Annotated in this window: 13 protein-coding genes and 1 pseudogene; 12 read left to right on the top strand and 2 right to left on the bottom strand. The window is 59.0% G+C overall.

All coding sequences use genetic code 11. The features are described from left to right. Both U0C82_RS18570 and U0C82_RS18565 read right to left on the bottom strand, forming a co-directional pair. Positions 1-213 (bottom strand): annotated as a pseudogene (locus U0C82_RS18570) (PQQ-dependent sugar dehydrogenase); the annotation flags it as partial. Positions 214-938: 725 nt separating this feature from the next. Then, the gene (locus tag U0C82_RS18565) at positions 939-1,904 is read right to left on the bottom strand and encodes a site-specific integrase (RefSeq protein WP_322189309.1); all 966 of its coding nucleotides are present in this window, start codon (positions 1,902-1,904) and stop codon (positions 939-941) included. A gap of 181 nt (positions 1,905-2,085) precedes the next feature. Between U0C82_RS18565 and U0C82_RS18560 the strand changes: the two genes are divergently transcribed. From U0C82_RS18560 to U0C82_RS18505, 12 genes are all read left to right on the top strand, one after another. Continuing rightward, a complete protein-coding gene (locus U0C82_RS18560; RefSeq protein ID WP_322189307.1) occupies positions 2,086-2,721 on the top strand; it encodes a ParA family protein in 636 nt (211 codons plus the stop codon). A 14-nt stretch (positions 2,722-2,735) separates the two neighbouring features. Further along, the gene (locus tag U0C82_RS18555) at positions 2,736-3,029 is read left to right on the top strand and encodes a ribbon-helix-helix domain-containing protein (RefSeq protein WP_322189305.1); all 294 of its coding nucleotides are present in this window, start codon (positions 2,736-2,738) and stop codon (positions 3,027-3,029) included. Between the two features lie 361 nt (positions 3,030-3,390). Continuing rightward, complete coding sequence (locus tag U0C82_RS18550; protein ID WP_322189303.1) at positions 3,391-3,624, top strand: hypothetical protein; 234 nt, start codon at positions 3,391-3,393, stop codon at positions 3,622-3,624. A gap of 182 nt (positions 3,625-3,806) precedes the next feature. Further along, complete coding sequence (locus tag U0C82_RS18545; RefSeq protein WP_322189301.1) at positions 3,807-4,553, top strand: helix-turn-helix domain-containing protein; 747 nt, start codon at positions 3,807-3,809, stop codon at positions 4,551-4,553. 263 nt (positions 4,554-4,816) lie between these two features. Continuing rightward, entirely contained in the window at positions 4,817-5,611 is a 795-nt protein-coding gene (locus U0C82_RS18540; RefSeq protein WP_322189299.1) for a hypothetical protein, read from the top strand. A 535-nt stretch (positions 5,612-6,146) separates the two neighbouring features. Beyond that, on the top strand, positions 6,147-6,665 hold the full coding sequence (locus U0C82_RS19005) for an HNH endonuclease signature motif containing protein (RefSeq protein ID WP_416186725.1): 519 nt from the start codon (positions 6,147-6,149) through the stop codon (positions 6,663-6,665). A gap of 184 nt (positions 6,666-6,849) precedes the next feature. Next, positions 6,850-7,221, top strand: coding sequence for a hypothetical protein (locus tag U0C82_RS18530; protein WP_322189295.1), 372 nt, complete (start codon positions 6,850-6,852; stop codon positions 7,219-7,221). Positions 7,222-7,533: 312 nt separating this feature from the next. After that, positions 7,534-9,105, top strand: coding sequence for a helix-turn-helix transcriptional regulator (locus tag U0C82_RS18525; protein WP_322189293.1), 1,572 nt, complete (start codon positions 7,534-7,536; stop codon positions 9,103-9,105). Positions 9,106-9,610: 505 nt separating this feature from the next. Next, on the top strand, positions 9,611-9,808 hold the full coding sequence (locus tag U0C82_RS18520; protein ID WP_322189310.1) for a helix-turn-helix domain-containing protein: 198 nt from the start codon (positions 9,611-9,613) through the stop codon (positions 9,806-9,808). Positions 9,809-10,091: 283 nt separating this feature from the next. Then, complete coding sequence (locus U0C82_RS18515; protein ID WP_322189291.1) at positions 10,092-10,388, top strand: hypothetical protein; 297 nt, start codon at positions 10,092-10,094, stop codon at positions 10,386-10,388. Next, the gene (locus tag U0C82_RS18510) at positions 10,388-12,475 is read left to right on the top strand and encodes a cell wall hydrolase (protein ID WP_322189288.1); all 2,088 of its coding nucleotides are present in this window, start codon (positions 10,388-10,390) and stop codon (positions 12,473-12,475) included. The genes U0C82_RS18515 and U0C82_RS18510 overlap by 1 nt, the downstream gene beginning before the upstream one ends. Before the next feature lie 21 nt (positions 12,476-12,496). Then, positions 12,497-14,224 carry a phage tail tip lysozyme gene (locus tag U0C82_RS18505; RefSeq protein ID WP_322189286.1) on the top strand — a complete coding sequence of 576 codons (1,728 nt, stop codon included), beginning with the start codon at positions 12,497-12,499 and terminating at the stop codon, positions 14,222-14,224. The last annotated feature ends 3 nt before the right edge of the window (positions 14,225-14,227 follow it).

The following is a 14,227-nucleotide window of genomic DNA, read 5'->3' as shown; positions in this document are numbered from 1 at the left end:
CTTGAAGCCGTCGGGCAGGTTGATGTTTTCGAGGTTCTTCTTGAGCTGATCGGCATATTCCCCGGTCTGCTCCACGGTCCTGAAGTCCATCGAGGTGCCGGTCGACTGCATGCCCTGCAGCTTTTCCATATTGTCCGGAAGTTCCGGCGTCTGTGCGCCGGCCGTGAGCGTCAGCGCGAGCATTGCCGCCGAGGCCAAAAGCCAATTCTTCATGTTTCTCTCCCATGCCGTGTTCGGCGGTCTTGCGAACGGTCCTCCACCGTTCGGACGGAATGCTGATGCAGGTCGAGCAATTCGTCAATCGGCATGAAGATCAGTGATCGCGCGCTCATGCGTGAAGACAATCAACGAGACCAAAAAATCCAACTCGGCTTTCGATTGTTTGCCGGTTTCTCTCTTTCCTCATCGTGCCCTAGTTTCCAAGCAGCCGCCTGCACACCGTTGTCGTATGGACAGATCGCTTGCTCGCCAGAAATGCGAAATGCTTTACGACCTGCATGCCAGGCTTCCGTCTCCTGACGGGCACTCTCAATTTCAAGGTTCAACATTCGAGTAGCTACGTGTTCTTGGTGAAAGCAGGTATTGAAACACCAATCTGCCACAAGGCAAATCATCTAACCACTTCAAATCCTGCTGACCTCGAACATTGGACCGCTTTTCGTTTCGACGCCGAAGACCGCTGTTCAAGTTTAGCTCTGCGCTCAGCATTCCGTCTAATGATCAATCCGAAAACATGATAATCCTCTCGGACGGTTCGTAAGGTTGCCAAGCTTGATCAAGAGGAGATTGCAAAAAGCGGCCCGTGTCCGAGATAACCGAACGACGGGCCAAGGGTGCTGTAGCTGCCACGACATTGTGGCTCCATCAAAATCCCCTGCACGGGTTTAATAAGGGTGAATACCGAGCGCCGTGTCCCCCTTTAAGGGGACATGCGCAACTCAGAGAAACGCAGATCCAGCATGGTCGCGATATCGGTTCGCTCGGCGGATATACGTTCGCACCGTCCGGGGATCGCGATGGCCGGACTGATCCATGATCCTGTTGATGTCGGCGCCAGCCTCGGCCGCGCTTGTGACGAACCCAGCGCGAAGCGAATGGCCGGCGAACGCAGCCGGATCGAGGCCAGACACCTCGGCATACCGCTTCACGATTAGGGCCACTGACTGCGGGGTGAGACTTTCGGCGCCTACTGCCCCACCACGACGAACGCGGCGAAAGACGTGGCCGCTCTCGATGCCAGCGGACTCGATCCATTCTCGCAAAAGCAGCACGGGCTTGATGGCGTTGCCGGCAGGGATGCTTTTCACGAAGCCCTCCCCCTCTTGATCCGTCTTCGATCGACGGACCATCACGTCAACGCCTTCATCGGTGAAGGTGAGATCTGCAACATTGAGGGCGACCAATTCGGAGCGCCGGAATGCGCCCGCAAATCCAAGAGCAATCAGCGCACGATCACGCTTGCCGTGGGCATTGTTCGGAGCCCGCGACAGCATCACAGCGATATTCGTGGCGATGGCGGGAGCCTTCTGCTTCGCAGCAGTGCCGAGATGGCGACGAATGCCACGCAATGTCACCTCCACTTCGGCACTTTCCGTTGGCGACGGAAAACCTTTCGCACGATGGGCGAACCGAATAGCGCTCGCCTTTCTCGATACCGTCGAGGCCTTCAACCCGCGATCGGCGGAGTAGGCAAGGAACGCGGCGACCGTCCCGAAATTGGCCGGCAGTGGCGAGACCTCATTGCGGGCGCACCATTCGGCGAAGTCTCGGAAGTCAGATGCATAGGCGCGCGTGGTGTTCGTCGCCTTCGACGCCTCAGCATATGCCCGAGCCCGCCCCGTATCAATCGGTGCAATATCGCCCTGAATATCAGTCGGCGGGATAATCTGAATGGCTTCGCTCACGGCCGGGGCTCCTGCTATCGATAACTGTCATTATCACTACTAACCCAACATGACAGCAAAAAAGCGAACCATCAAGCTACATTGCTAGCAATCAATATTGCGACTTTTGAACGTCACCAGCTTCGAACAAGCCAACGCCTTCACGCTTGCACGCTCCTAAACCCGTCCGGAGCGACGAAGCATGAAAGTCATCGCCATTGCAGCGGAGAAGGGGGGCGTCGGTAAATCGACGATCGCCCTCAATCTCGCCACTCACCTCGACGAGCCAGATCGACCTTCAGCAATCATTGATCTGGACCCGCAGAGATCGCTTCGGGTTTGGTTTGATCGGCGGGAAGCGGAAACGCCTATCTTGGTCGAAACGAACGCGGCGGGGCTGGGCGACGTTCTCGACGCGGCACGAAGTGATGGGATCGGCTTTGCCATCCTCGACCTGGCGCCACACGATAGCGCGACCATGGCCACGGCGATGCGCGCGGCCGACCTCGTTCTGATCCCGTGCCGACCGAACGCTTTCGATCTTGCGGCGGCCGAGAGCACCGCGAGGATGGCCGAGACGATCGGGAAGCCGACGCTTGCCGTTCTGAACCAGACGCTTCCCAAGCGTGCGTTCGGCCGACCATCGCAAGTGTCCGACGCCGCGGCTGTTATGGAAAGTTATGGTTTGAAGGTCTGCACGACGTTCATTCCATCCCGCGTCGTCTCGGCGAACGCAATCTTGACCGGGCAGAGCGTAGCAGAGTTGGGAGCCGACAATTCTGCTACGAAGGAATACACGGCACTCGCAAGAGAGATTGCGACGGCGCTAAACCACTAGGGAGCTATCAAGCTATGGCGAAAGCAAGCTTGCGAGATATGCAGCGGCGAAAGCCCGTGCCGGATCTGGACCGCATCGAATCGACAGAGAAGGCCGCTGAGGAGCGCCAGGAAGCTCGGGCATCCAATGCAAAGGGCGACGGCCGCAAGGGCGTCTTGGTCCGCCTTTCGCCAGAGAGCTGGCATCTACTCGGCGTTCTAGCGGGTGAGCTGACCCTATCGACCGGCGAGCGGCATACGAAGCAGAGCCTTATGGTCGAGGCGCTAAACGATGTCCTGAAGAAACACGGCAAGCCGCCCATCGCGTAATGATGCGTCAGGGCTCCCAGGCCGGGGCCTCAAAGACGCTGCCGCAGCCCGCAATCTAAGCGTGGCACGAATTTTCGGACCAGTACGCGCGCGCGCGAGGGATCTGAGGAGCAGGCGACGGGCATTTACTCGTTTTTGCGACCAGTACGCGCGCGAGGCATGTGAAGGTTTCTCCGCAGTCACAACGCGCGTGGATGAGATCAGTACGAGCGCGCGAGTAGCCCGAAGCGTATCCGCTAGATGGTCACGCCTTCCGTCCGGGCCTGACGCAAAGCTTAATTTTCAATCGTCCAGAGGCATGGCGCTTGCCTGACGACTCGCGTAGCCTGAAACTAGTTTAGTTTGAGGGAGTCGGCACGCCGTGGCTAGGACCGCCAGAGAGACGATTGCGGAAATGCGCGCCAAGCGCCGCGCCCTCGGTATGAGATCGACGGAAGCCGTGCTTCATGAGCGAGAAATCGCCGCGCTCGACGAGATCAAGACCCGGTTCAACCTCGCCAGTCGGTCGGACGCTATCCGCGTCCTGATCGCGCGAACCGATCCCGGCACCATCACCCCGGCAGAAGCAGAAGCGTTGAAGGAAGACGCTCGCTAATGCCGGCCACCCTCACCAATGCGGAGACGCAATAGGCAAAAGAAAAGGCCCCGAAGCGGGAGCCGCCTGGGACCTCATCTGAAAGAATAAGCACCTTCAGAAGTAGGCCCATCCGATCTCATCGTCAATGAAATTCGCGGCTCACCGCCACGGCCTCGCTTTGCCTCGCGCAAGGATAGACCATGACGGAAGAACGAACCCGTGCGCCCTGGGGCGTGCGAACGCTGACGCCTGACCTCTTCGAGGCGGGTGACAGGACAACTGCGCCTGCGCCGTCTTTCGAGGCCAAGGCGGCAATCTGGCGCGACTATTCGGCCGGGCTGATCTCGATGGCCGAGGCAACGCGACGGTCGGCGGCCATAGGAGCCCCGGAGACGCACGCCGGCAAGCGTAAGGTCCAATCGTACGGTTCGCCCCGCCCGCGCCACTCACGCCCCGCCCCAAACGCATCCCGACAGTATTCTGGCACGATGGCCACGACGGCGGCGCGCGACGATCGCCTGACACCAAACGCGAAAGCTCTTTTGCAGGTCGTCCGCGCCCGATGCGGCAAAGGCCGGGAGACCTCGACGTGCAAGAGCACGCTGGCCTCGATCATGTCTCGATCGACGCGGACGATCCGGCGCTACCTCGTGGATCTGGTTCGATGGGGATATCTGGAGATCGAGACCAGGCGCACGGCGCGTGGGCTTCACACGGGCCTCGTCATCCGGATCACCGAGAAGACGTTGCCATTCTTCGCCGAGGCGAGGGGCCTGGCTCAATGGCTCGCTGAGACCGACACGTTCAAGCCGTTCGCCCCGGCAAGTCCCCCAGATCATAGGGTGACACTTGTGACGCCCATAAACGATTCCAGAAAATCCTCTCTTACTCGATTGAAGGATTCGGCATTGAGGATAACGGTTGGGCGAGCTTGGGGGCCGACATAGGCCATCTGCGCCCCCGTCTTGGAGCAAGCTTTCTGATATTGGTGGACTTGGCAGGACGATCCTACAGCGTCCTATGCTTCTGGCCGCAGTGGCGAGCGAAGAATGCTGCGGAGAAGCTGCTGCGGCCACTGTTGTTCGCTTGAGAACCAAGGTGGAACGTTAGATACTAATATGACGCAGGGATAGGCCGGCCAGCCGACAAGCGAGATCACCCACTCGTTTCCCTGCGGTCCTTTCAGGGTGCAATCGCGAAAGGGTGCGCGATGATCAATTTCATTCCGGACGGATACATTTCCCTTACGACTGCAGTCGAGCGCTGCGCTTCGATATGGCGCAAATCCGAATGGGAGTCCTTAGTTGCTGACGAGTGTCGGGATACTCAGCTTGATAGAAAAAAATTCGAAATTAAAAAACGGATAAAGTCCGGGGCTGTGTTGAGCGAATCTGAAAAGAAGGTCTTAAAGCCGAATGACAATAAGACATTGAACAAGAATAGGAGAGGGAAACTCTTAGAAGAAATATGGCTTCGGCTCAGACAGGAATTATATAATGGTCATCTACCGTTCTTCGTTCAAAGTGATTCTTTCGGAACATTGTTGGGAAGTGGGACAGCAATATGGGGTTCACAAAAGGCCGTTATTCCTCCTGAGAAAATTTGCACTGATTGTTGGATTGATGAGCGACGGATAGGGTTCGTATCTGGTCGGACGCTCTTGTTTGAAGATGATCTGTCATTGCATCTCGACGGGAAGCTCGTTCAGAAACGAATAGCTTGGTCGCTTCATCCTGAGCTTCCTCCGGAAGCCGAAAGCGTCACGAAGCAGAAAGGTGCAGCGGGGGGGCGTCCTCCAAAATTTGATGCCTTAAAATTCCAGTTGGAGGCATTCGCTCTTATTGAGGAAGGCGCTGTCATCTTCAAAAATCAGACAGATCTTCGTCAAAAAGCTCTTGAGAAATACGCTGCGACTTTGCCCGCCGGAAGCGACGGCCCTAGTGACGATTGGGCCAAGCCGATTATTCGGGACCTTTGGCATCGGCTAAATCTAGGTAGGGAATAACTCCCACGGCTGTAGTTAATATCGGTTTGTACAGGTTAATCCCTGACCTTCCGATAGTCTTTGCTCACTCTTGACCCCATGAAGTCGACGCCCCTTGCGCCGGCATTGGGTCAGGATGCTATGAGCAAGAATATACTTTCCCCAGATCTATCTCGCGAGCGTGTCGTTGGCAGTGACGAAGCGGCAGCGCTCTTCAATATCAGTCTCCCGCATTTCCGGCGTCTCTATCGTGTGGGCGACGTACCAGCGCCAATCAAGCTTTCAAAGCGTAAGTTGGGATGGCGTGTTGGCACACTGCTTGACCACCTCAACGCAGCTTCCAAGTCGGAGGCCGCGTAATCACCATGACGCACATAAACGAAACCCGCCGCGTGGAGCGACGGGCTTCTGAAATCGTGTCTCTTGGCGGGGACACTCATTCAGATAGCGCAACTCCACTTTCCATTCAATCCGAGTGGGTCAGCGCCCGTTACGGCATTTCATCATCTCTTGCCCGCGTCATTGCCGAAAGCGCCTTCGCAAGGAGGCCGCAGCGATGACCGAGAACCCGCCAGTCCTCACTGTCGAACGCCTCCGCGAGGTAATCGATTACGATCCTGCCACTGGTGTATTCCGGTGGCGGATCTCCCGACCCGGATGTGTTGCAGGTCGCCGGGCCGGAGCGATCAAAAATGACGGATATCGACAGATCGAGATCGATCGCCGGCTCTACCGGGGAGCCCGGCTTGCCTTTTTGTACATGACTGGTAGCTGGCCGCGCCCTGGTGCGATCGTCGATCATCGGAATCGTGTCCGAGATGACGATCGCTGGAGTAACTTGCGAGAAGCGACTCTCGCTCAGAATGCCCGAAATCGGGGTCTGTGTCGGCGGAATACCTCCGGACGGATTGGAGTCTCGCCCATTGCCGGCGGCGCGAAGTGGAATGCCGATATCGGCATTGGTGGCCGCAATATCCATCTTGGTCGGTTCAAAGATAAGGCGGACGCCATTGCGGCGCGGGATGCTGCCGAACGGCGTCACTATGGCGACTTTGCCGCCATGAGCCGGCGCTGACGCTTACCCGGAATTTTTGGAAGCGGTAAAAATCGGGCGGGCTATATATGCCCGTCCCCAATCGCATCGACAGCACGCTAGCGCATGGCTAGGGTCTTGCTACTGAAGCCCACACCCAAGCGAGCTAATGGCCGACGACATTCGACAGACGAACATCAGAATCCCACGGGGATCTCAGCAGACAATGGCACGCCTGGCGAAGCTGATGCGCGACGATGCGAAATTCTATCTCAAGGTTGATCGCTTCCTTGATGAGATCTCGGACACGGAACAAGCCGCCTACATGCTGGAGCGGATCGAGCGGCTTGAAAATGCCATCGTCGAGATCACCGGAAATCCCATCTCGAAGCCTGTGGCCCCGGACGCCGCACCAGCCCAAGTTGGCCCGGTATGGACAACGGGCGAAGGGCGCGGCCGCAGGCTGACCAGCGAAGGCGAGGCTGAACTTCAAAAGCTTGTGGATGCAGGTAGGACAGATATCGAGATCGCCGAAGCCTTGGGCGTCAGGCCGTTCACCGTAGAACATCGACGGAAACGCCTCTCCACCAGTTCGTAGATTGTTCGTCATTCGTCCGCTGTTGGGCGCGCGTGTTGTAGTCAGACAAGAAATGCAAGTATGATGTGCGAAAGCCCGGCCATGTGAAGTGACCGGGCTCTCTTGAAACAGGTCGGCGGGAACCGATGACTGCACTTTGGGTAAGCAAAAAAATAGCGGACCGCTACGAGTTTTGCAAGGTGCCATCGGCCTATCTGACCCTTCTAAAGGGCCTGATTTATGGGCGACAGGCGCCTGACTGATCGTTGGACAGATAGCGATATTGTAGAAGCTCTAGGGCTCCCAAAGCCGAAGAAGGATGGACGCCGGGCAATGCTGGAAGCGGTCCTTGCTCAGGCATACCTAGTTGCGCAGGGCGATCGCGAACTGTGGATCCATTACTCTCGGAACAACAATCGTTTCGGGCTAAGCCGCTATCGAAGCGAAGCATGGACCAGGACCTACACCCTCAGTGCGATCGACGCTTCAGCGGCGGGTGGTCTTCTAGAAAATCGTATTGCCAAACGTGGGACGAGGACTGGTATCGAATCCACGTTCCGGGCGACCGACGAGATGATGCAGCGCCTTGATGGCTACAAGGGCGAGCTGTCGCATCGAGCGAGAGAAACGATCGTTCTCCGAACCGGCCGAGGGGACGACCGTAGATCTGTCGATTACGAAGATAACGACCGAACCCGATCCATGCGGCGCGAGGTGCAGATCGTAAACGAGGCGCGCAAGTCAGTCGTTTTCGCTATCGAGGGGCATGGCGTTTTTCAGACGGGCCGTCCGGTCGTTCTTCCTATCAGGGATAGGGAAACCGGCATTCTGCGGGATCAGTTTTTCGGGTCCTGGCATTCGGATGGCTATCGTGTCTTCCAAGAGGATTTCGACCACCACGGGCGCTTCTACGGACCATGGCAGTCCCTGCCGAAAACATGGCGAAATCGCATATTGATTGACGGCGAACCAACGGTGGAAATTGATCTCCCAAGCCTTCATCCATCCATGATCTCAGCCCTCGCCCAATATCGTCTAGAGGGTGAGCCATATGATTTCGGAGACTGTGAGCGATCAATCGCGAAGAAGGTATTCAGCGCGAGCATAAACGGGACAAGCGGTGTTGCCTATGAAACGGCCCGAGCGCTGGCAAAGCGGGCTGGAACGAAGGAGTGGGGGGACTTCATGCCCATGGCGAACACCATCATTTCCGATATGAAAAAGCGGCACGGGCCATGGGTCCCGTATCTCGGAAAAGGCCTCGGCAACACGCTGATGAATATCGATTCCGATATGATAATGGGTGCCGATCTCGACCTTCTTAATCGTGGCGTGGTTGGTTTTTCCATTCACGACAGCTTACTCGTCAAAGAGCGCCATAGGGCTGATGCCGTCGAAATTCTCCACGATCGCCTGTCAATGACGTTGAGCCGTTTAAGTGGTTGGAATGGCTATGTTTCTGGCTGTCATTTGAAAAGTGTCTTACAAGAGGCCCCCGGTCCTTCCCTCCCTCTCTGCCCCTCCTCTGCCTCCTTGGCTCTCTTGGATCCGAGTTCATTCCCGGCTTCTGAAAATTCGCGGACGTTGAGAATGAGGTTCATCCTTCCAGAGGATCAACAGAACACGCTCTTTCCTGAAAATTCGAGCGAGGTCAGCGGTGAAACGGCAAGCGACTGGAACGGTGGGCATATTCCGTCTGACCTCGCTCGATCGGTCTACCGGGAGCAACGGCGTCGGGGGCTAAAGCAGGCCGAGGTTGCTGCGCTCGTAGGCGTGTCTAGGCCGCATCTGGCGAATATCCTGAATGGCAAGTTCGGGGCGTCGGCAGAAACGGCTCGATCAATTCGACGTTTCGTTCTAGCGGAGGCTATTACGGTTCGTTCGTTCGGCCTCGTTGCCTCATGATGAATGGAAAGAGCCGATGCATTTTGACCTCGCCAGCATCGATCCGTCCCGAGGCCGCCGGCGCCGCCGCAGCGTCGAGGTGAGGCAAAGCCTATCAAGGAAGCAAGAAGCCCGGCCGATGGCGTTGGGCAGATCACGGAGTGCAGCATGTTCTAGGCTGCGTCGTGATCGCACGAAGCATGGTGAAGGGTATGGTCCGGCCTCTTCATGAATGCACCCATGATGGGGCGGCTCGGTGGATAATCCAAGAGCTATGAAAGTGCTACAAAAGTCCTTTAATGTTCGCTATATTCCCCGGACGGCAGAAGGGTTCTCATATGGCAGATGCAATCGATCACGAGCGCAATGAAGCTGTAGGCGAGGCGGCATCCTGGCTGGTATCTCAACCAGTCATCCCATCGCCCATTATCCCCCATCTGAAGCGAACCTTCGGCGTCTCGGCAGTTGAAGCTTGCAGAGCAATTTCCGAGGCCAATCGCCTGAGGGACGCTGCGGCTTGAATCAGGTGCCGGATCTCCTCGCTGGTTTCCTGACAACGAACCAAGCCGCGTGCGCCCTGCGCCTGTCACCGGTCACGCTGACGAAGTGGCGGGCGGTGGACAAGGGTCCGTCATGGTGCCGCATCGCAGGTCGTGTTCTCTATCGCGAAGATGACCTTCGGGATTGGATCGAGAACGAAGCGAAGCGATCGACAGCCGCCTGATAGCGGCGCACCGCTGCGTACAACGATTTACCGTTCATCACTGCATTCGATATCCGTTCCAGCAGTCCCTCGCGGCGTAGTCTCATGACTACCGAATAGCGAGGAGAAGCCGAATGTCCCGTTTCCCTGAACAGATTCAGTTCCGCGCCGCCCCAGGCACTTCCAGCGCTCTAGCGCAGCTCGCAGAGGCTGAAGGAAAGCGTCCTGGTGAAGTTGTCCGCGAAGCACTGGCCGCCCGTCTTGCGGCCGCTCGCCTCGACGCCGCCCCTTCGGCGAGGGCGGCTTGATGGAGGCCGCTCCGAGAGTTGACCCAATCATCGATCCGATCGGCGCACTATACGAAGACGCTCAGGATTTCGCCCTTCAAGCCGCAACTTCGATTTTCGAAATCGACCCTTCGTTGATGCTGTCGAATGTTGACCTGCGCGAAGCAATGGTCGTCGGCGCGATCGAAGGAGGCGTTCGGCACATGGGCATGCCTGACGACGTGGCGCGCTTGTGCGGCGAAGTTGGAAGGGAAGCTTTCCGATCCCTGATCACTCGCCTTGCTAGCCCAACCCCGAACGATCCGGTGCACTGATGCCGCAGCTCACCGCTTCCGAAAAATACGATCTGGGCCTGACGCTCGCGGGCGAGATCGACCAGCGCTATTCGCCATGGGGTGCTCCGGAAACCACGGAAGAAGCCGCGAACATTCTCGGCGTCATCGAGAATCGCTACCAGGCACAGACGCCGAAAGCCTTCGGGCGCGCGAACAAAGCCAAATACGATGATCGAACCGATGTCGTCAGACAGCCGATGCAGTTCTCGACGTGGAACGACGCCGACCGCAGGGCAACTGCGCGAGCCAACTACCAAGGCAGCAAGAAAGCGATTGACGCCGTAGTCGAAGGCTATGCGCGCGGCGACATCCAGCCCACGGTTCCGGATGCGACCCACTACTATTCGCCCGATGGGATGCTGGCTGAATCCAGAGGCAAGAGATCGGCCCCCACATGGGGCGGCAAAATGGTCGGCGTGGAGCGGATCGGCCCGCACGTGTTCGGACGTATCCCCGGCATCAAGGTTCCTGACGTTCCGCAGATCGCCAACGTGCCGATCCCCGGCAGGCAGGTCGCGGATCTCCCGAAGATCGAGCCGGGCGTAATCTCGGACCGGACACAGGTTCCCGCGCCACGCATGGCAAACCTGCCGATGTCCATTCGGGACAGGATGATCGGCTTCCCTGACGAGCAGGTCGTCGCCCGCGCACCTGTTCCCGACATGCCCGTTCAGGCTTTCGCACCGGATCGGCAGATTGGCGCGGTCGCGGCGCTCGATAATCTAGCCGCAGGCGTTCCTGCCCGTGGTGTTCCGGCTCCGACATCGCGCCCGACGCGGGTGGTCGAGGCCATGCCTTCCATGCCGCAGGGCTACCGCACGATCGCAGGGCAGGTTCCAGCGCAGCTTTCAGACGTTCCGCGCAATGTTCCGACGCCGACGACGGCAAGCCTCGCGCGCGGCATCAATGATCGCATGGCCGCCCCGGCGATGGGTCCGCTCTCTCGCCAGTCGGTGGCATCACTGCCGCAAGCTGCACCCGCGCCGAAATCTAGCCGGGTCGGTCCGTCAGTCTCGCAGCGTATGGATGGCTTCCCGTCGCTCGGGACCCTCAACGGTCCATATGCGCCCACTGCCAACCGTTCGGTTCCTGCGCCACAGTCCGCGCCACGCGGTTTGCTCGGGGCAATCTCTGATGCAGTGGTCTCGCCGGCCAACGCCGCGACCATGACGGCAACTCCGGGCCTTCCGGCATCGGTCAACGAGCGCATCGGTGGGTTTCCATCCCTCGGCACGCTGAATCCGACCGATGCGCCTATGAGGACCGCAGCGCTCCAGACACCACAGAGGCAGGCGGCGCCGAGCTTTAGCGCTCCCATGCCCTCACAGCGCCCCACAGCGCCAACGGCAATGCAGCGGGTGGCATCGGTCGCAATGCCCACGCAACGCCCTGCACGGGCTCCTGTGAGCAACGTGCCGACGCCCATGAGCGCCCCGCAGCGCACGGCCATGCCCACGAACGTACCGACGCCAACCGCACGGCCTTCCACGGCTCCGATCGGCATGAATGATCCGTTATCCGTAGCGGACCGCGCCGTTACTCGCGCCGCGCAGCCACAGACGCAAGGTCCCCGCACGGCCGCCCTCGGCCTGCCATCGATGCCCACTGCCCCGCAGCGCTCGACGCCAACGCAGACAGCGCAGCCACAGCAAAGCCCATCCATCGGAAGCCAAATTGGATCGGCCCTTGGTGGCCGCGCTGGCGTTATCGGTGGGATACTCGGTGGCACGGTCGCAGGACCAGCCGGCGCGATCATTGGCAACATGGTGGCGCGGAACCTCTTCGGAGACGAAGACGCGCCCCCTAGTGTGTCCATGGCAGACGCAGCGGAAGGCAGGGGCTCGTTCCACGGCTACGGCAAAGGCCTCGGCGGTGCGTATGGCTATGGCCGGGGCATCGGCGGAATTTCATTCCGAGGTGACGGCAGTACCGGCCTCGGGGCTCCTAGCATTCCCGGCAAACCATCGAGAGGGTCCAGCGGCACCAGCCGAAACTCAAGCGGCAGCGGTCGCGGTGCTTCGGATGCTGCAAAGTCAAACGCGGGCGGCAAAGCTGGGCTCTACTAGCTTCAAGGGGGCCTGATTATCATGGCAAACGACATCTACGAACGGTTCATCGGAACAGTTCAAAACGCCGGCCTCACGAACCCATATGGGTTGGCCGCCGTAGCCGCGACCGGGAAGCACGAGAGCGGCTATTCCCCCGGCAACGCTTACGGCACATGGAACGACCCGTCCGAGCGCGGACAGGCCGGAACATCGGGCGGCATCCTGTCTTGGCGAGCCGAGCGACTTGACGGTCTCCGCAACTTCGCAAGCGCTCAAGGCGACAATCCGAACCGTCCCTCGCCTGAGACGCAAGCACTGTATTTCGCGCAGGAAGACCCCGGCCTGATCGAGCGTCTGAATAACGCCTCGTCGGTCGATGAGGCGCAGAACGCTATGAACGGCGCATGGCGGTTCGCTGGATACGATCGCCCTGGCGGCGAAGCGGAAGCACGCAGACGGACCGCACGCGGTCTGTTCGAAAATATGGACTCCGTGGGCGACAGCCCATCGGGCGGCTACACACGCGAATTTTCAAGCGGGGAAATGATGGCAGGATATCCTTCTCGGGGCGTGGGCCTTGGCAATGTCGGCGCGATGGCTCTGGGTGAAGAGCCGGCCCCGAAACAGGGAGGCATCGGAGGGTTTCTGAACGAACCGGCGGTCGGTGACGCTCTTCGAGCAATCGGGATGTCCCTGATGTCGTCGCCCAGCAATTCGCCCCTGGCCGGGTTCGGAGAACACTACTCCAACTTCACGGACCAGCGTCAGGAACGCGATCAGCAGGCGGCGCAAACTCGAACGTTCGAAAGCGCTCTTGGGCAGATGGGCATGTCGGCCGAACAAGCCGCGACGTTCGCTCAGAACCCGCAAGCCGCCAAGATGCTGCTGGAGCATCAGTTGAACCAGCAAGAGGAACTGAAAGCGACTTCGCAGAACAACCAGTCGGTTGCATGGCTGTACACGGTAGACCCCAAACTCGCGGAGTTTGCGAAAGCCAACCCCTCGATGACGGCCGAGGCGGTCAAAGAGGCTCTGAAGAGGCAGAACGGCGGAACGGAGCCGCCGAAGATTGCCGAGCGATATAACGAGAAAACAGGTCAACCGGAAAAGGTCGTGTTCAATCCGGCCACCCAAGCTTGGGAGCCATTCGGTGGTCAGAAGGTGCCATCTAACGGCATCACAATCGGAGCTAACGGCGAGATTCAGATCGGAGGCCCGGCTGGAGCGAAGATGCCTTCCGGTTTCCAGCCTGATCCGGAGACTCCCGGCGCCATCATGCCGATCCCGGGCGGCCCCGGCGAACAGATCTCCGGGGAGCTGGCGGCGCGCATCGGGCTTGCGGACAAGTTTCTAAAGCGGGCACCCGCGCTGCGCGAAAAGTTGGCTTCTGGCGGGGCCAGCGGCCCATACGATGTCTTTAATGCGCGAAACAATCAGTTGAGCCCACAGGCCGAAATACACCGCGAACTGGAATACGGTGTTGAGGCTCTTGTCAGAATGCTGACGGGCGCAGGCATGAACATGAGCGAGGCCGAGGAACGGGCTCGCCGGTATCTGCCGACCTACACAGACAACGCGCAATCCATGACGACCAAGCTCGATAGCCTGACCGACTATCTCAATTCTACGAAGGAGATGGCCATGCGTGGGCGTGGCGGTCGGGCTGGGGCGGAGACTGGTTCTTCTCCTGGCACCGCGCCGGCAGACCCTTATCAGCAGGGAAGCGATCCGGAGATCGACGACCTTGTTCGCCGGTATGGAGGCTGACCC

The organism is Fulvimarina uroteuthidis, from assembly GCF_034321785.1.
GTDB lineage: Bacteria > Pseudomonadota > Alphaproteobacteria > Rhizobiales > Rhizobiaceae > Fulvimarina > Fulvimarina uroteuthidis.
The sequence above is the reverse complement of the archived record's forward strand: the minus strand, read 5'-3'. Positions and strand labels throughout refer to the sequence as shown.